Consider the following 17,156-nt stretch of genomic DNA (forward strand, 5'->3'; position numbering starts at 1 on the left):
GGTTAGGCGACGGCGGTTGGGCGCCCAGGTTTGAGGGTCCGGCGCAACTGGGGAGAACTGTCGAGCTTCTCTTGTGCCGCACGCAAGGCCAGGACGGCAACCTCGAGTTGCTCAGGGGCCAGTGTGAAAGGGACGCGGAGGTAGTGCTCGAACGCCCCGCCCACGCCGAAGCGCGGACCCGCTGCCAAGCGCACGCCGAAATCGGGGGCCAGCACCGTGAGGGCTGTGCTGCAAGGGCTCGGCAGCCGGCACCACACGGTCAGGCCACCTTGCGGCCTTTCCACGTCCCACTCTGGCAGGTGTTGCTCCAGCAGGCCCAGCAACGACTCCCGGTTGCGGCGGAGCTCTCCAAGGCGGGCTTCAAGGGGTTCGGAAAACGACCTGATCAGGCGCGCTGCGGCCAGCTGCTCCACGACGGGTCCACCCAGGTCCATGACGGTTCTCGTCGCGATCAGCCGCGGGATCAGTGCCTCGTCCGCCCGTATCCAGCCGGTCCTCAGGCCGGCCCAGTGGGACTTGCTCAGCGACCCGATCGAAACCACGGCGGAACTGAACGCAGCCATCGGGGAGGTGCGGACGCCGTCGAGGTTTAGTCCACGCAGCGTTTCATCGACCACCAGCACCGTGCCCGCGGCTGCTGCCGCGCGTGCCAACCTCCGCCGCTGGAGGTCGGACATGATGCGCCCCGTCGGGTTGTGGAAGTCCGGAACCAGGTAGGCCATAGCGGGCCGCTGTTGGCTCATGGCTGCCACCATCGCGTCGATGTCCCAGGCGGGAGAGGTGTCCGGCGGCAGGGCCACGGGCAGGATCCGGCATCCCGCAGCGCGAATAGCGTCCAGTGCGTTGGGATACGTGGGGTGTTCCACCATGACCCGGTCCTGCTTGCCGGCCAGGGTACGCAGCACGATGTTGAGCGCGTGCTGCGCCCCGGACGTGACCAGGATTTGCCCGGGGGTGGTTGGAACGCCGTCGACCGTGTATTTGTCCGCGATCGCTTCGCGCAAGGCAGTGACGCCCACGGCGTCGTACCCGAACCCCGGCAGGAGCGCTGGAAGTTCGGTGAGCGCGTCAGCGAACGAGCGGTGGACTGCTTCACCGGCCGCGGGCAAGGAGGCGTAGGCCAGATCAAGGAGCCCTTCCGGTACGGCCAGGCCGGGCATGCTGGCAGGGGCGGTGCGGTGGGGGATGCAGGTCCGCCCGCGGCTGCCTTGACCCGCCGTGAGGAAACCTTGCTCGCGGAGGCTCGCATACGCCGCCGTGACGGTCGTCCGGCTGACGCCCAGTGGCTGTGCAAGTGCTCGCTCGCTGGGTAGCGCGACGTCCAACGGGATGCGGCCGTCCATCACCAGCAAACGCACGACGTCGGCAAGCTCACGGTACGCGGGCAGGGCACCGGTGTTCCAGTGGCCCAGAAGGCGAAGGAGTGCGGTGGGATTCAGTGACGGGGCCATCAGGCCAGTATTCCAAACTGGCTATGGAATACAAGGCCAGTTTTGCTGGACGATGTACGTCATGATGACCCGCAGAATCACGCAACTCCTGATCGGCCTGGCAATGTACGGAATCTCCCTGGCCATGTTCATCCGGGCCGGTCTCGGTTTGGACCCCTGGGACGTTTTCCACCAGGGCCTGGCCGGCAAGACCGGCTACAGCATTGGCGTCGTGGTCATCGCGGTCAGCTTCCTGGTGCTGCTGCTCTGGATTCCCCTCCGGCAGATGCCGGGTGTAGGAACCATTGCCAATGCTGTTCTGGTGGGCCTCTTCGCGGACCTTGGCCTGTGGCTCATCCCGGAGTTTTCGCATCTCGGTGGACAGATCGCGATGCTGGCTGGCGCAGTAATCCTTAACGGCATCGCTTCGGCCTGCTACATCGGTGCCCGGCTTGGCCCCGGCGCCCGCGATGGCCTCATGACAGGCCTTGTGCGGCGTACCGGATGGTCGGTGCGGCTGGTCCGCACCGGAATTGAAGTGGTTGTCCTTGCTGTTGGCTTCCTGCTGGGCGGTTCCGTTGGCGTCGGGACTGTGGTGTACGCACTGGCAATTGGCCCGATCGTGCAAGTGCTCCTGCCAAGGTTCATGGTGCCCGAGCGGGCAAAGGCAGCGGCCCCCACGGAAGCCGTGGAGGCCGCAACCGCTGCCTGAACCTAGTCCTTGATGGCACCTAGCGGCATGCCTCCAAATCCTCGCCGTACCGCAACCAATCCGGCAGGTCCTGAGCCAGCGCGTCCCGGATGGCGGGCGATCCTGCGCTCCTCCAGTCGACGTCGTCGTTAATCTCGATCTCGTACTTCTTCCACTCGAACCAGTTGATCATTTTCAGCTGCGGGTACTTTTGGTGGGTTTCGGCGGAGAAGACCTGGCGCCACCAGGTGCGCTTGACGTCCAGTTCCGACGCCCCGTTGCGGGCGGGAGTGAAGATCGCCGCTGTCTCCGGGATGGCCACCGGACGGTTATGGTCGACGCCGTACACTTGGTAGAAATCGGGCACCGGACTGTCGTTGCCGGCCGTGCCGTTGTACGTTCCCGTGAGCATCGCCAGGAATTTCCCGGGCTCGGCGATGTCGTTGTTGCCCCAGGGCCGCTGGTTCCCCCAGTGATACAGCGAGACGCCCACCCAGTCCACTGCGTCATCCCCGGGGTAGTAGGGCGCGTAGGTGTCATCGGCCATGGTGAGGGTGCCGTCGTGGTCGGTGTCCAGCGCGGCGAAATCCTGGGAGCCCGGACGGGCCGCGTACTGCCCGCCGGTGAAAGGATAGCCGCCCCCGTAGTTCGGCGCCCACATCATGGACGTGCCCGGCGCCTTGGTATGCACTGCAGCGGCCACCTTGCGGAATACTTCCACATAGCGGATTGGCTGCTGGCCCCAGGCGTACCAGGAACCGTTCATCTCGTGCGCAAAGCGTACGACGACGGGCGTCCCCTGATCGTTGATGGCGCGTAAGTCGGTGGCCAGCTTGTCGATGACTTCGTCGCTCATGGTCGCCAAGCCGCCGTGCGGCTCAAGCGTCAGGAGCAGCACGCCGCCCGCGGCACGGACCTGGGTGACGGCGTTGGTGGTGTGCGACCACGTTTCGTCGTCGTAGGGGATGTCGGAGAACTGCACCACCACCGCGGGATTGTGCCCCAGATTCTGTGTGTGCTCGGCAAGGGTTTCGGAGTGCCAGTCCAGGTTTACCCCCAGGAGTACGCCGTCTTTGGGGATGATCGCTGCCGCGTCACCGGCTTTGCACAGCGATAGTGCCTGGACGATCGGGACTACTTCCTTGGAGGCGAAGCCCAGCCCGGTAGCCGCCAGGGCTGTCACGAGCAAAGGGACCAGCAGGCTCGCGCGTCGGCGTTTGCGGTTGGGATGGCCGGCGAAGGTGGGAGGCGTTGCTTTCTGCCGGGACGGGTTCGGCATCATTGTGGAGGTCCGGGCCATGTCAGCCCCAACCAAAGGTGCGATGCCGTCGCATGAAGAGGTTGCGCACACCGAACCGGGGCGTCAGGCGACGTGCCCGCACTGGTGTGCAGCCGCCGTCGACGGCTTCTTCCCGGCTTTCGTAGATGCGGGCGACCTGCCCAAGATGGGCCTGAAGGCGGGTGTCTTCCAGCGCCGCGGAGCTGCCGAAGAGGCGCAAATCTCCGCCGCGGGCGCGCAGGAGGTGCAACACCTCCAAAAGCCCGACGACGCCGGAAGCGCCAACCGCCGTCACTGCGGTCACGTCCAACAGGACCAGGATGGGCCCGTCGGTTGCCGCCTTGGCGGAGTCGTGCCGGATGGCGAGGACCGTTGCTGCGTCCAAGGCGCCATCGAGGATCAGGTCGAATGATTTCAGTGATGTTGGCGTGGCGTGTGAGACATGGGAAAGCGTGGACATGATGGTCGCTCCTTGCTGGGGGATGGAACGGCGTTTATTTGTGGGTTTGTCGGGTCAGCGCCTGGCAGGCGGGGCGAGTGAATCTGTGCCAAGGAGGCTGGAGAGTTCGGCGGGCACGGGCATCGGATCTACTTCTTCTTCTCCCGGTCCGCGGTACCGGGCGGCCCCGATGACCACGCTGAGCAGCGCAAGGTCCAGGGCAACCCAAGCGAGGGTGATGAGCGTGGGATAAAGCGGTGCCGCCGCAGTAGCTGCACGGGCTATGCCCACCGCGGAGGAGATAATGAGGATGGCCATCGCCACCAGTTGGAGCCGGACATGGCGGAAGCCGTGGCCCGCTGCCTGCTTGCTCTTGGCCGTGACAGAGAACGTCAGATGCTTGCCCAGGAAGACTGCCGCAGCACCCGAGCAGGTGGCAGCAATCCAGGTGGGAAACAGGGCGAAGGACCACTGCTGGCCGCGCCACAGACCCCGGGACCCTTTGCCGGCAACCTGGAACAAGAGCTGGCATGAGACAAAGAACGGCAGGAACAGGCAAAAGAACACCACAGGACTTGCCGTCAGGGGATAGGTGCCGGCAAGCAGGAACACTACCGGTGCCGCGATGTAGCTCAGGGCCGCGAAGCCGTTGAGGTAGCTGGTCATGGTGCCCAAGTACATGAGCCGTTGTGCCAGCGTCAGCCCACGAAGGAACAACGGGTTGTCGTTGAAAAACACTTGCATGGTTCCGGCTGCCCAACGGTGCCGCTGCGAGAGCATGGTGGACACGTCTTCCGGGGCCAGCCCGTGGACAAGGACCTCGTGGTGGTACACGCTGCCCCAGCCCATGGCGTGAAGGTGCATGGCCGTGGCCATGTCCTCCGTAATGGTGGTGGTATCCATCGGGTGGATGGCCAATGCCTGGTCGGTGTGGGCGACGTCCACCGATTCGAGGACCGCATCAAGCTCCGGCACGACGTCGTCCATGGCATCCGGAACAGCCAACGCCGCCGTATGGAACGAGACCCTGAGCTCGAAGGTGATCTCGGCGAGGACTTCACCGCGGCGAAGCTGCTGCTCCGCACGGCTGATCGCCTCCAGCGCCTGCTCAACCACCGGCATCGCATTCGGATGCCGGCGGCCTAGCTCACCCAGGAGATCCTGCAAACGCGAGCGGCCCCGGCGCAATGCACTCCAGGTGTGTTCAGTGGCGGTCCGGGTGTAGCGCGTAAGGCCCAGGGCCATGAGGGCCTCCCTGCGCAGGACAGCATTCGAGCCGCAGAAGAACGCGGCGTCCCACCCATCCTTGCCCTGCTGGATGGGTCCATAGAACAGCTCAGCCTGGCTGCCCAGGGGATCACGGTCCGGTACATTCCAGAAATGTTGCGGGGTCTGTACGAAGGCCACTTCCTCGGCATCAAAGTAGCCCAGGACGCGGTCAAGGAACCGGGGCTCCGGAACCTGGTCCGCGTCCAGGATGGCCACGAATTCACCCGTGGTCATGGACAGGGCGTTGTTGACGTTGCCGGCCTTGGCGAAGCGCTGCCGGCCGTCCCACTCTGGCCCCCGGGTGATATAGCCGACGCCGATCTGCCGGGCTGCGCTCGCAAAGGCGCTGCGGTTCCCGTCATCCAGGATCCAGGTTTCGTGGGGGTACTCCATGTCCCGGGCCGCGATGGCGGTCTTGAGGACGAGCTCGAGGGGTTCGTTGTAGGTGGCTATGAACACGTCCACGGTCCTGCCCGGCAGGGCAGGCGGGGGCGGTGGCCGCCGTCGTGCGTTCCACATGGCGACCGCGTACAGCGTGGACTCGCCCAGGCTGTACGTCTCAGCGGCGACAAGCGGCAGGGAGATCCACCACGCATCCCACGCAACGGTCCCTGACCAACGCCAACTGATGTAGATCAATCCAAAAGACACCACCAGGACCGCAAGGATCCTGACCAAAATTTGCTGGCGAATGCCCATATTTAGCCTCCGGTAACTGCTGGGGAAAAGGCAAAGGCGCGGCAGGGTGTCCGGACGCCTTCACGGCGAAATGTGGGAGGACACGGCTGACGCGCCTTGAGCATGCATCGTCGATGCTCAGCGGAAGGAATTCAGTTGCGAACGGAAGTTCCTTATCCCACTTTCTCTCGCCTGCGTTTCGTCGCCGTTACGGGATTGCTAAGTACTTTCGCGTTGATTATTTCCTTCCAGTGACGTTTCGCGTGTCACGACAAAAGCTCTTGCGTTCCGTATGAAAGGGCCGTCAGAGTTGCCTTCATGAAGCGACGACTCACGCCCTGGGCGATGGTCATCGTCGGATTTACCCTCGTGGCGACCCTCATCGCTCCTGAGCCTCCGGCGCTGGCCGCCGGTGGCATGCCCGCTTCTGGTGCATTGGTGTGGAGCGATGAGTTCAATGGGCCCGCAGGGACCGCCCCGGACAACAGCAAATGGGTTCACGACACGGGAGGTTCGGGCTGGGGCAACGGAGAGCTGCAGTACTACACCGGCAGTACGCGCAACGCCGCGTTGGATGGCAAGGGAAACCTGGCCATCACGGCGCGCCGGGAAAATCCCGAGGGCTACTCCTGCCACTACGGACCATGCCAATACACGTCCGCGCGCCTTACAAGTGCAGGGAAGTTCAGCCGGACCCAAGGCCGTTTCGAAGCCCGTCTCAAGCTGCCCAAGGGACAAGGAATGTGGCCCGCGTTCTGGATGCTGGGCAACAACGTCTTCACCGACGGCTGGCCCACAAGCGGCGAGATCGACGTCATGGAAAACGTCGGCAAGGAACCCGGCACGGTCTGGGGCAGCATCCACGGCCCGGGCTATTCCGGCGCCAACTCGGCCAACGGCAGCTACACCCTTCCCAACAGAAAGGCGCTGGCCGACGCATTCCACACCTTCACCGTGGACTGGGGACCGGACTCGATCACGTGGTACATCGACGGCATTGCCTACTCACGAAAGAGCGCGGCCGCGGTTTCCGGGGTGTGGGCCTTCGACCATGATTTCTTCCTCCTGCTGAATCTCGCCGTCGGCGGCTACTGGCCAGGCGCTCCGGATGCAGGGACGGTGTTTCCGCAGTCGCTGCTGGTGGACTACGTCCGCGTCTACGAACTTGGGGCCGCACCGTCGTCACCGGCCACGCCGGCCTCTGTCCGAATCCAGGGCTATGCCGGCAAATGCATCGACGTTGCCGGGCGGCAGGCCGTCGACGGTTCCCAACTGCAATTGTGGGATTGCGACGCCTCTGCCTCGGAGCAATGGACTTTCGCCAGCAATGGAACGGTTCGATCGTTGGGCAAATGCATGGATGTGGCATGGGGCTCCACTGCCAATGGAGCCCGCATCCAGCTGGCTACATGCAATGGGAACGCAGCGCAACAATTCGTGTTGACCTCCGCCGGAGATTTGGTTAATCCGCAGTCCAACAAATGCGTGGATGTGGCGGATTGGGGGTCCGCGAATGGTTCGCCTCTGCAATTATGGGATTGCGCCGGTTCCGCCAACCAGAAATGGTGGCGGATGGCGTAGAAAAACGTCCGACGGCGGCGCGCAGCAAGTGCGGGTCCGGCGACTATTGCTGGGGCGGCTGGGGAGCTTCCTGGAGTAGTCGACGGGACCTTGCGCCGGGCGCGCGTCGCCGTCGCGGCGGTTACCGCTGTGCCCGGCCGGACGGAGATCAAGTTCCCGGCCGGGCCGCGGTTTCGAACGGGCGCTGCAGATAAACGGGCGCTGGCGGGTTACGGGGCGGGCTGGCAGCGTGGGCAGAAGTAGATATCGCGTTCTTCCGTGCCGTCGGGGCCTGCGAGCAGGCCGCGCCGGATCATGGCTCCACAACGCCTGCAGGGTTGACGCTCCCGGCCGTAGACCCAATAGCCGGGGCGCAGTGCGCGTGGGCCCAAGGTGCTCCGGCGTCCCGGGCCGAGGTTTTCGCCCAAGAGGCGTTTGGCATCCCGGACGATCTTGGTCAGATCCGGAACTTGGCCCACTGGCAGGGCAGGATGAACTCCGGACAAAAAGCATGAGTCACAGCGATAGATGTTGCCGATGCCGGCCAGTTTCCGCTGATCCAGCAGGGCGAACCCAATAGTAACGTCCGGCTCTGCCTTCAGCCTGCGCAGTGCCTCGTCCTCGTCCCAGTCCGGTCCAAGGAGGTCCGGGCCGAGGTGTCCTACGATCTTGTCTTCCTCCGCCGTGGGCACTACTTCCAGGATGCCCAAGGAGAACCCCACCGCGTCAGCGCTTGGCGTGCGAAGGACGCAGCGGGCCGTGTGGCCGGGCTTGGTCCAACGGCCTCCCGGCGGGTAGATCATCCAGTTTCCCTCCATCTTGAGGTGGGAGTGAATGGTCAGTGCACGGGGTTTCCGGCTTGCCCCGGGCTCAGTGTCCTCGGGGCCGGTCAAACGCATGAGCAGGTGCTTGCCCTTGGGAACTACCTCGGTCATGGTCCAGCCCGCGAGATTCAGTGTGGCGAAGCGGGGCACGCGGAAGTCGGAAGCCGTGATGACCTGGCCCGCCAAGGCCTCGTGCAATCTGTGGGCAGCCCGCCAGATGGAATCGCCTTCAGGCACGGATACGCAGTCCCTTCGGAGTTGAGTAAGCGCCCGCGGCCGCCAGCGCAACCGCGATCGGGGTCTCCAGGAGGTCGTGGCCGTTGACCTTCTCCATGAAGAGTTTGTCCACCGCGCCGCGACGCACCACGTCCACCAACGCTTGTGCTGCAACTGCCAGCACGGCCTCGTCCTGGTTGAAGGTGAGCAGCGTCTTGCCGCCGCGTTCGACGTAAAGGACCAGCGCGCCGTCGACCATCACTACCAGCGTGCCCGCCTTCCTTCCGGGGCGGTGGCCTGAACCGGCGTCGACCGCCAACGCAGGCCAGGGGAGCGCAGCACCGTAGGGGTTGGCCGGATCCGTAGCCGCGAGTGCCAGCGCCACAGGTTCGGCCTTTGCGATGCGGGCGTCCTCCGTGAAGGACCTCAGCCGGTCTACTGTTGCCGGCACGGCGAACTGGGCCGCTCCCAGGTGTTCAATGAAGTAGCCGCGGCGGCACCTGCCTGCTTCCTCCAGCCGGGCCAGCACCTTGTACATGAGGCCGAAGCCGCCAAGGATGTTCTCCGCCATCACGGATCCGCGGGTCACCACACCGTATCTGTCGAGCAACAGTTCTGCCGTGCCCCGTGCATGGATGGTGGGGTCCAGTTCCGGAGCGGGCAAGGCAGACCAACGGCCGACGGCGGACGGCGGCGCAGGTGCGATGCCTCCCGACACCGACCCATATCGTCCGCCGGTGAGGCCCGGCGAGCCAAGCAACCCTGTTCCGTGCGAGCGGCCGAGCCTGCTCATCCGCGGCGTTCTTGCCCGTGGAGCTTTGGCAACTTGCCGGTGGGCTGTCTTTCCGCCGGAGATCATGGCCCGCACGGGAGCGAAGGTGTCTCCAGTGACGCGTCCAGCCCACACCAGGTCCCACAACGCGGTGACGACGGCGTCATCACTGAGCACTGCATCCATGCCGCCTGCAACCTCGGTCAGCTGCCGGAAGAAGTAGCCACCCCCGGCGCTGAAGTGTTCAAGGAGTCGCTGTTGGGCATCACCGGGCTCGAACTCCGGGTCCGGATTGAGGGTCAACTCGGCGGAGTCGGCCACGTGGAGGCTGATCCAACCGTCGTTGCCGGGCAGGGATCCGGCCCCGGACCAGAGGAGCTCGCCCGCGGCCATGAGTTCATCGAGCATGGCGGGCTTGTAGTCGGCCACCCGGCTTGCCAACACCAACGGTTCCCACGCCGACGCCGGAATGGGTACTCCGGAGAGTTGGTCCACTGCTGTGATGATGCCATCGAGACCGCGCAGCGCCTGGCTTCTGGACTTGCCCGGCGCGGTGACGTTCTGCCAGGCGGGGAGGAACCGGCCATAGGCGGCGGTGTCTACCGGCTCCACCTCGGCCCGCAGCGCGGCAAGGGAGCGACGCCGGAGCTTCCTGAGCACTTCGGCATCGCACCACTCGCTGGACGGCGGAGCGTCCAGGCTCATGAGTTCCGGTTCAATACCCTCGCTGGGCTGCTCGGCAACCGCGTGGGGGCGGAACTCGCCTTCGACCACCCGGCCGTCTCCGGCCAGACGCTTCAGTGCGGTATTGACGACGGCGACGCCCAGTCCCAGCCTCGTTGCGGCCTCCGCTGCCGTGAACGGTCCGTGGGTACGGGCATAGCGGGAAACGAGGTCGCCCAAAGGATCGTTCACCGGCTCGATGAAGGCCAGGGGAACGCCCATGGGGAGCGGAACGCCAATAGCGTCGCGGAGCCGGGCAGCGTCTTCCACTGCCGCGTAGCGTTCGACGCCGCCAATGGTCACCTTCAGCGCGCGGTTGGCCTTGTGCAGGGCAACGAGGTGGGCAGTAGCTTCAGCGGCAGTGCCGTGTGGCGCGACCGAAGGGGTTTCCTCGATCTCATCCGGTGATTCGGGGTCGAACGGCTGATCCATCGCTGCCAGCCCGGGGGAAGCCTCCGCTTGCTCCGTCCCTTGGAGCCGTTCCGCTACTTCCTCAACACTGAGCGGGCCCAGCAGGCGAAGGAGATCCGCGACCCCCTCCATCCCACGGACACGGCGGTCCGGGGCGAGCCGTTGCAGTTCCATTTCGGTGGAGTCGATGACTGCAGCGTCAAGCAGTTCCCGGAGTTCCACACGGCCCAGGAGTTCGTTGAGCAAGGTGGAGTCCAGGGCCAAGGCTGCAGCCCGGCGTTCGGCCAGCGGGGAATCGCCCTCGTATAGGAACTGGGCCACATAGCCGAACAGCAGCGACTTTGCGAAGGGGGAGGGTTGCTGTGTGGTGGTTTCGACGATGCGAAGTTCCCGGCGTTCCACGGACGACGCAATGTCTTTCAAGGCAGGAAGATCGTACACATCCTGCAAGCATTCACGCACAGCTTCAAGCACGATGGGGAACGAGGGGTACTTCTTGGCGACATCCAGCAACTGTGCTGACCGCTGGCGTTGCTGCCACAAGGGCTGCCGTTTCGCGGGATTCTGGCGGGGGAGGAGCAGGGCCCTGGCAGCGCATTCACGGAACCTCGAAGCGAACAGCGCGCTGCCGCCAACCTCGGCCGTGACAATCTGCTCGAGTTCTTCCGGGTCAAAGAGGAACAGCTCGGCTCCCGGCGGCTCGTCCTCCATCATGGGCACACGCAGCACAATTCCGTCGTCAGCTGCCATGGCGGAACCGTCCAGGCCATAGCGCTGCTGCAGGCGTTGTCCGACCGCCAGCGCCCACGGTGCGTGGACAGGCATGCCGAAGGGACTGTGGAGGACCACTCGCCAATCGCCGAGTTCATCGTGGAAACGCTCGACTACCAGGGTCCGGTCGCTCGGGACGATCTCTGTGGCTTCTTTTTGTTCCCTGAGGTACTGCAAGAGGTTGCTGGCTGCGAAGGTGTCCAGGCCGCTGGCTTGGCAGCGCTCCATGGCGGGTGCCTCATCTGCCGCTGACAGTTCCCGGATGAACGCGCCCAAGGCCTTGCCGAGGTCGACGGGGCGGCCCAGGGAATCTCCTTTCCAGAAGGGGAGTTTGCCCGGCTGGCCGAAAGCGGGGGAGACCAGCACGCGATCATGGGTGATGTCTTCGATCTTCCAGCTGGTGGCGCCGAGGGCGAACACATCGCCTACCCGGGATTCGTACACCATTTCTTCGTCAAGCTCACCGACGCGGCGGCCGCCCTTCGCAGCGCGGGCAGAAGCCGTGGGTTCACTGCCGTCCCCGCCGGCTGGGGAGGAGGAGCCCTCGACTTCCGTGCCGATGATGTACACGCCGAACAGGCCGCGGTCCGGGATGGTGCCGCCGGAGGTCACGGCAAGGCGTTGGGCGCCGGGCCGTCCCTCGATGGTTCCGGCGTGCCTGTCCCAGATGATCCGTGGACGGAGTTCAGCGAACTCGTCGGAGGGGTATCGTCCGGCCAACAGGTCCAACGTGGCCTCAAACGCCGAGCGCGGAAGGCTCGCGAAGGGAGCGGAGCGACGCACGGTAGTGAACCACTCTTCGACGTCGATACTGCCCAAAGCCGTGGCGGCCACCGTTTGCTGGGCCAAAATGTCCAAGGGGTTAGCCGGAATGCTCAACCGCTCAATCTGGCCGCTGAGCATTCGTTCCACGGTGACGCTGGTGTGCAGGAGGTCTGCGCGGTGCTTGGGGAACAGCACGCCTTCGGATATCTCGCCCACCTGGTGTCCGGCACGTCCCACGCGCTGCAGGCCGCTGGCCACCGAGGGTGGGGATTCCACCTGGATCACAAGGTCAACGGCGCCCATGTCGATGCCGAGTTCCAGCGATGAAGTGGCTACGACGCAACGCAAGCGGCCGGACTTGAGGTCGTCCTCGATCATGGCCCGCTGGTCTTTGGAGACAGAGCCGTGGTGCGCGCGGGCAAGGACCGGATCTGCCCCGGTGGTGCTGCCGGCCTGCGCCATCATGTGTGCTGGGGTTGCCGTGGAAGCAGGAACAGCCGGGTTTGCCTCAGAGGCCCCCCATTCGCTGCCGCCCACGGCCATCAGCTGGCGTTCGGCATAAATTTCGTTGAGCCGGGCCGTCAGGCGCTCGGAGAGCCGGCGGGAGTTGGCGAAGACAATCGTGGATTGCTTGGAAAGGACAAGATCCACGATCTGCTCTTCCACGTGCGGCCAGATGGACGCCTGTGGCTGGAGTCCGGAGGCCGGGCCGGAGTCGAACGCGCCGGCCGCACCCTGCAGGTCCGACATGTCCTCCACAGGCACAGTGACCGTGAGGTTCCAGTTCTTTTTGGACGGGGGCGCGACGATTTCCACAGGAGCCTGGCCGGCCAGGAACTGGGCCACCAACTCCCGGGGCTGGACGGTGGCCGAAAGTCCGATCCGTTGGGCAGGCTTCGGCAGCAAAGCGTCCAGGCGTTCCAGTGAAACCGCCAGGTGGGCGCCACGTTTGGTGCCCGCGACCGCGTGCACCTCGTCGATGATGATGGTGTCCACCTCGCTGAGCGTTTCCCGGGCACGGGAGGTCAGCATCAGGAAGAGTGACTCCGGAGTGGTGATGAGGATATCCGGAGGGTTGGTCAGCAGCGTTCGGCGGTCTGCCGCCGTCGTATCTCCCGAGCGGACACCGACCGTCACCAGAGGCGCCGGAAGCCCCAAACGCTTCGCCGTTTGCGTGATGCCGATCAGCGGCGAACGAAGGTTCCGTTCGACGTCGACACCCAACGCTTTGAGGGGCGAGATATACAGGACGCGGGTTTTGGTTTTGGGGCGCTTGGCCCGCCCTTTGCCGTTGGCAGGCACAGACTCAAGGCCAGGGAGAGTGTCAGCGGGGGTGGAGTGCAGCCTGTCCAGGGCCCACAGGAATGCCGCGAGCGTTTTACCGGAGCCTGTTGGCGCGACGACCAAAGCGTGTGAACCCGAGGAGATTGCGTTCCAGGCACCATCCTGGGCGGGTGTGGGCTCGGAAAAAGCGCCGAGGAACCATTCCCTGGTTGCCTGGCTGAAACGGCTGATGGCGCCATTGGGCGCCTGCGGCTCCTGCATTCATCCATCATGCCCCACGGCTCCGACAGAATAAGCCGGAACCGTGGGGGACGGGATCAAACAGCTTGGAAAGCGGTGACGGTCAGCAGCTTGATGCCGGCGTTGCTGCAGGCGTCGTGGGGCTCGTCGACGAACAGTGATGCCGTGTCGTTGGGCGGGTAGATGCGGAAGCCAGCCGCGGGGACCTTGGTGCAATCACCGTAGTTGCCGGCCTGCGTGTAGCGGATTTCAGCCCAGGCGGCCTTGCCCGGAGCCAACTCAATCTTGGTGACAGGGGTTGTGGACTCGCGCGTTGCAGGTTCGCCGATTGGCCCGCCGTTCGCGTCAGCCGTCAGGGAAACTCCCGCGAAACCCTCGATGATGCAGGGTGCCGTTCCGGAGTTTGTCAGGATCAGCTTCTCGTAGACACTTCCGGCAGCGCCGCCGCCGGTGGAATCGGTGGTCGCGGTCAAGGAGTCGGCCTTGCACTGTCCGACTGCTGCCGGAGGGGCAGAGGTGGGTGCCGTGGTCGGTGGCTGCGAAGGTGTGGTCGTGGCCGACGGAGTGGGAGAGGCCGACGTTGAAGATGGCGAAGGAGTGGAAGATGTTGGCGGGGCACTGCTCGAGTCCGCAGGGCTGGGGCTTGGTCCACAAGCCGCCAGGAGCAGCAGCGAGGCGGCCGCCGTCGTCGTCACAAGACCGGTTTTGATGCGCTGAGTCCACATGGGCACCAGCCTTGCCCCGGCGGTGGCCCTAGTCAATTCAGCCACGGGTTACAGCGCGGATTGGCGCCCGGATCGTGATCTTCCGGGCGCCACCTGCGCTGTTACTTCGTCTCTGCCTTCACGGCAGCAGGCTTCGCCGAGCGGCTGCGGAAGAACGCCGCACCACCCAGGCCGAGGCCTGCGATGCCGGCGATCAGGCCGGCCCAGCTTCGGGCCTGCGAGCCGTCGTCGCTTACTGCTGCTGCCTGCTCCGTGGACTCGGTGGACGCCGCGTGGTGGTCACCCGACGCTGCTGCCGGAGTGATGGAGATGGCCGGTGCGGGCGACTTCAAATCGTCCTCGCTCTGGCCGTCCTTGGGGATTTCGATCCAGTCCGTCTTGCCCGTTTCGCAGGTCTGGTACGTGGGGAAGTAGATGGTCTTGCCGGCGGCGTCCGGAAGCTTCACCGAAAGGACAAGGGCATCACGCATGTGCGGATCCAGCGGCGCTTTTGCCGTGTACACGATCTGGCTGGTGCGCTTGGTGATGGACGTGCCGTCCTCCAGCTTCTTGGGCTCGGCGAGGTTCTCGGTCACCTTCTCCACGGTCCAGTTGGGGTTCACCGTAGGGGTTGCATCCGTCAGTTCTTCGGGGAGGTTGATGGCCACTTTGGTGGTGCCGGACGTGCCGCAGCCGTGGGGAACGCTGAACGTCAACAGTGCGTAGGAGTTTGCCGCGGTTTTGTTCGGATCCACCGAGACGTGGGCCGAAGCGCCGGCGATTCCTGCCATCATCAGGGCTGCAGTACCACCGGCGACGGCGGTGGCTGAGAGGGTACGGCGGAGCGAGGACTTCTTCATGGGATTGCCTTTCGGGTGCGCCTTCTGAGGCGGCGCGGGGTACGGGTTTAGAGCCCGTCACCAGGCAAAGGCTTGTGCTTGCTTTGCGGCTTTGGTGCCGGGCGGAACTAGGGAAGTACGACGACGGCGGGCGGGCCGCGGCGGCTGTCTTGCCTAAGGTTCCGCCAGGGGCGGGGGATGAAAGCGTCAGGTGCGCCAACGGCGACAGGTGAGGCGCCGGCGTCGGGCCTGAAGAGCAATGTGGGCAGGGCGACAAGCGGGCGCAGCCACGCGGCGAGCTGCCACAAAGCGTCCTCGCCCTTGGCCAGGACGATAGACGACCCAACCGTGGCCGCGATGTGGGCGATCAGCATCAGCACGCCCAGTGTGGTGCCAACCTCGTGGGTGTGTTCCGTGACTGTGTGCAGGGCCGGGGTCAGTGGCTCGTTGCCGAGGTGGTGCGCCGCTGCGGTTGTGCCGGCGGCTACCGGCCCGAGCGCGGTGAAGGCCTCGTGGAGTGCGAGCTGCCCTGCGCCCAGGAGCGCTGCCATGGTGACGACGTTCAGTTTGAACCGGGTTGCCAACGTGGTGGCCAACGCCGTGAGGGCGAGCAGCGCCAACAGGACCGGGGCCATGGGCAGCAAGCCGCCGCCAACAACGTGCGCACCGGCCGCCAATGCCACGATGACCAACGCGATCGCGCCGGACCGCAACGCATGGAAGGGTGCCCGGAGCTGTGAAGTGCGCACGGGTCCTCCCTTTTCTTATCGCGTTGGCCTGTTGAGGCGTTTTGATTCTATCGGGAGTTCGGCGCCGGTCCGGCCCCGGATGGGTAGGTTACGGCTTCCTGCTGCCTTCCACCATTAGTGCGACACGTGTCGAGTTCAAACAGAGAGATAACGCCACCGGAGCCTCTCGAGAGCCGTTCGACTCAAAATGTCGGTGGTGGGCAATAGCATTAGTCACGCTTAGGACATTTCGGAGCGTTGAAACGAACGGGTACAGGGGGACATGCTATGCCGAAACCACTTTTTATTTTGCTGCTCATCGCGGGGCCGATCCTTCTTGCGATAGCACTCGGGGGCCCAGGACTGCTTCTCGGCCTCGCCGTCATCTTGATAGCGAACCCAATCATCTGGAAGGTGCGTAAGGATCGATATTTTAACTCGGATCAATTCAAAGCCTTGCGTGCCGACGTCGCGGCTCTCGTCACCGAACACAACGAAGTTGTGAACTACGTTGCAGAGATCCGTTCGAAGGGATCATTCGAGCTTGGTGCCTCTTCGACCGGTCAATACGCTCATTTGGCGACGTTCGAAAACACGTCCGCTTGGAATAACCGTCGCGACCGGAATGTCGTCGAGTATGCTCCCCATGTTCACAACGCATCCTTGCAGGTTGTGCGTAATGCGAGCATCGATCCAATTAAGTACTTGATGAAATACTTCAACATCAAGGCCAATCAGGAGACCTTGGCTGACATCCAGCGAGTAGCCGACGACATATCCCGCCTTGAAGAGGCCGTCCAAAATGTCCGCAATAGGGAGGCCGAGATCGTCGGACGCATCCAACCGCCTGCCTTTATCCTGATGAGGTATTCGGCCGAATTCTGGAACTTGGTCGGCGTGCATCTGTCACCGATCACTGTGCCGTACCCGCAATACAAGTTTCAGTACGTTTCAGCGGGTGGTAACACGGGGCAGAAGGTGGATATCGTCCTCAACACGCCGACGTTGGACGCGATATCGCAGACTCTTGTCGAGAAGATACGATGGGCAAAATCCGCTGCTGGGCAGCGCGCATTGATGACAGCTCGTCTTCGCAGCTGGATTAAGGATCGCGACCGACACACCTGCCAGAATCAGCGCTGCGGTGTGTCCGTTGCCATGGAGCCACACCTGTTGCTCGAAATCGACCACATTGTGCCGGTGTCCAAAGGCGGCCTCAGCATTCCAGAAAACCTTCAGACGCTTTGCTGGCGCTGCAACCGTACAAAGGGAGCAAAATTGCTCGCTTGATCTTTTCTGCTCGTAGACTTCTCATCGGCGAAAGTATCTGCAGCTGGGCCTCAGTCGAGCTAAAGGATTTTAACGACGATGCGCTCTCAGAGTGTTCGGGTTGCCGAGCCGCCACTCAAGCCAGATAGCGGCTTTTCTAGTTCGTGGTGTCGCTGATACTAGCGCCACCGTGCGCGCTACCTACCTGCTCCCTCATGCCACTGGCCTGGCCTGCCACTCCCTGAGCAACACCTCTACGCCACG

Annotated in this window: 12 protein-coding genes; 3 read left to right on the forward strand and 9 right to left on the reverse strand. The window is 64.2% G+C overall.

Going from position 1 to position 17,156, the window contains the following annotated elements; translation table 11 throughout:
- Window positions 1–2 precede the first annotated feature (2 nt).
- The gene (gene yczR, locus PQ627_RS12800) at window positions 3–1,451 is read right to left on the reverse strand and encodes a MocR-like transcription factor YczR (protein WP_274261539.1); all 1,449 of its coding nucleotides are present in this window, start codon (window positions 1,449–1,451) and stop codon (window positions 3–5) included.
- Between the two features lie 61 nt (window positions 1,452–1,512).
- Here yczR and yczE point away from each other — a divergent pair, with 61 nt between their 5' ends.
- Window positions 1,513–2,142 carry a membrane protein YczE gene (gene yczE, locus PQ627_RS12805; protein ID WP_274261541.1) on the forward strand — a complete coding sequence of 210 codons (630 nt, stop codon included), beginning with the start codon at window positions 1,513–1,515 and terminating at the stop codon, window positions 2,140–2,142.
- Window positions 2,143–2,161: 19 nt separating this feature from the next.
- On the opposite strand, the gene PQ627_RS12810 is transcribed toward yczE, so the two are convergent.
- The 3 genes from PQ627_RS12810 to PQ627_RS12820 are packed head-to-tail and all read right to left on the reverse strand — an operon-like array spanning window position 2,162 to window position 5,807.
- On the reverse strand, window positions 2,162–3,421 hold the full coding sequence (locus PQ627_RS12810; protein ID WP_274261542.1) for a glycoside hydrolase family 26 protein: 1,260 nt from the start codon (window positions 3,419–3,421) through the stop codon (window positions 2,162–2,164).
- A gap of 1 nt (window position 3,422) precedes the next feature.
- Window positions 3,423–3,860 (reverse strand): STAS domain-containing protein, encoded by a 438-nt coding sequence (locus PQ627_RS12815; protein WP_274261544.1) that lies wholly within the window; start codon window positions 3,858–3,860, stop codon window positions 3,423–3,425.
- Between the two features lie 54 nt (window positions 3,861–3,914).
- Window positions 3,915–5,807 (reverse strand): glycosyltransferase family 2 protein, encoded by a 1,893-nt coding sequence (locus PQ627_RS12820; protein ID WP_274261546.1) that lies wholly within the window; start codon window positions 5,805–5,807, stop codon window positions 3,915–3,917.
- Between the two features lie 297 nt (window positions 5,808–6,104).
- On the opposite strand from PQ627_RS12820, the gene PQ627_RS12825 reads away from it, so the two are divergent.
- Window positions 6,105–7,367 carry a ricin-type beta-trefoil lectin domain protein gene (locus PQ627_RS12825; RefSeq protein WP_274261548.1) on the forward strand — a complete coding sequence of 421 codons (1,263 nt, stop codon included), beginning with the start codon at window positions 6,105–6,107 and terminating at the stop codon, window positions 7,365–7,367.
- Between the two features lie 209 nt (window positions 7,368–7,576).
- Here PQ627_RS12825 and PQ627_RS12830 read toward each other — a convergent pair whose 3' ends face one another.
- The 5 genes from PQ627_RS12830 to PQ627_RS12850 all read right to left on the reverse strand — a co-directional run bounded on the left by PQ627_RS12830 (window position 7,577) and on the right by PQ627_RS12850 (window position 15,644).
- Window positions 7,577–8,407 (reverse strand): DNA-formamidopyrimidine glycosylase family protein, encoded by an 831-nt coding sequence (locus tag PQ627_RS12830; protein ID WP_274261550.1) that lies wholly within the window; start codon window positions 8,405–8,407, stop codon window positions 7,577–7,579.
- Window positions 8,400–13,373, reverse strand: a complete 4,974-nt coding sequence (locus tag PQ627_RS12835; RefSeq protein WP_274261552.1) for a DNA glycosylase AlkZ-like family protein — start codon at window positions 13,371–13,373, stop codon at window positions 8,400–8,402. The genes PQ627_RS12830 and PQ627_RS12835 overlap by 8 nt, the downstream gene beginning before the upstream one ends.
- A gap of 56 nt (window positions 13,374–13,429) precedes the next feature.
- Window positions 13,430–14,077 (reverse strand): DUF4232 domain-containing protein, encoded by a 648-nt coding sequence (locus PQ627_RS12840; RefSeq protein WP_274261554.1) that lies wholly within the window; start codon window positions 14,075–14,077, stop codon window positions 13,430–13,432.
- A gap of 101 nt (window positions 14,078–14,178) precedes the next feature.
- Window positions 14,179–14,916, reverse strand: coding sequence for a YcnI family copper-binding membrane protein (locus PQ627_RS12845; RefSeq protein WP_274261556.1), 738 nt, complete (start codon window positions 14,914–14,916; stop codon window positions 14,179–14,181).
- 107 nt (window positions 14,917–15,023) lie between these two features.
- A complete protein-coding gene (locus PQ627_RS12850) occupies window positions 15,024–15,644 on the reverse strand; it encodes a hypothetical protein (RefSeq protein WP_274261559.1) in 621 nt (206 codons plus the stop codon).
- Window positions 15,645–15,911: 267 nt separating this feature from the next.
- Here PQ627_RS12850 and PQ627_RS12855 point away from each other — a divergent pair, with 267 nt between their 5' ends.
- On the forward strand, window positions 15,912–16,913 hold the full coding sequence (locus PQ627_RS12855; RefSeq protein WP_274261562.1) for an HNH endonuclease: 1,002 nt from the start codon (window positions 15,912–15,914) through the stop codon (window positions 16,911–16,913).
- The last annotated feature ends 243 nt before the right edge of the window (window positions 16,914–17,156 follow it).

Origin of the sequence: Paenarthrobacter sp. AB444 (genome assembly GCF_028736865.1) — a bacterium.
GTDB classification, from domain to species: Bacteria; Actinomycetota; Actinomycetes; order Actinomycetales; family Micrococcaceae; genus Arthrobacter; species Arthrobacter nicotinovorans_B.

What these genes read in the sequence shown, in the direction of transcription:
- yczR (WP_274261539.1), bottom strand. Translation starts at nt 1,451, where the DNA reads ATGGCCCCGTCACTGAATCCCACCGCACTCCTTCGCCTTCTGGGCCAC.
- yczE (WP_274261541.1), top strand. Translation starts at nt 1,513, where the DNA reads ATGATGACCCGCAGAATCACGCAACTCCTGATCGGCCTGGCAATGTAC.
- PQ627_RS12840 (WP_274261554.1), bottom strand. Translation starts at nt 14,077, where the DNA reads ATGTGGACTCAGCGCATCAAAACCGGTCTTGTGACGACGACGGCGGCC.
- PQ627_RS12835 (WP_274261552.1), bottom strand. Translation starts at nt 13,373, where the DNA reads ATGCAGGAGCCGCAGGCGCCCAATGGCGCCATCAGCCGTTTCAGCCAG.
- PQ627_RS12855 (WP_274261562.1), top strand. Translation starts at nt 15,912, where the DNA reads ATGCCGAAACCACTTTTTATTTTGCTGCTCATCGCGGGGCCGATCCTT.
- PQ627_RS12810 (WP_274261542.1), bottom strand. Translation starts at nt 3,421, where the DNA reads ATGGCCCGGACCTCCACAATGATGCCGAACCCGTCCCGGCAGAAAGCA.
- PQ627_RS12815 (WP_274261544.1), bottom strand. Translation starts at nt 3,860, where the DNA reads ATGTCCACGCTTTCCCATGTCTCACACGCCACGCCAACATCACTGAAA.
- PQ627_RS12825 (WP_274261548.1), top strand. Translation starts at nt 6,105, where the DNA reads ATGAAGCGACGACTCACGCCCTGGGCGATGGTCATCGTCGGATTTACC.
- PQ627_RS12845 (WP_274261556.1), bottom strand. Translation starts at nt 14,916, where the DNA reads ATGAAGAAGTCCTCGCTCCGCCGTACCCTCTCAGCCACCGCCGTCGCC.
- PQ627_RS12820 (WP_274261546.1), bottom strand. Translation starts at nt 5,807, where the DNA reads ATGGGCATTCGCCAGCAAATTTTGGTCAGGATCCTTGCGGTCCTGGTG.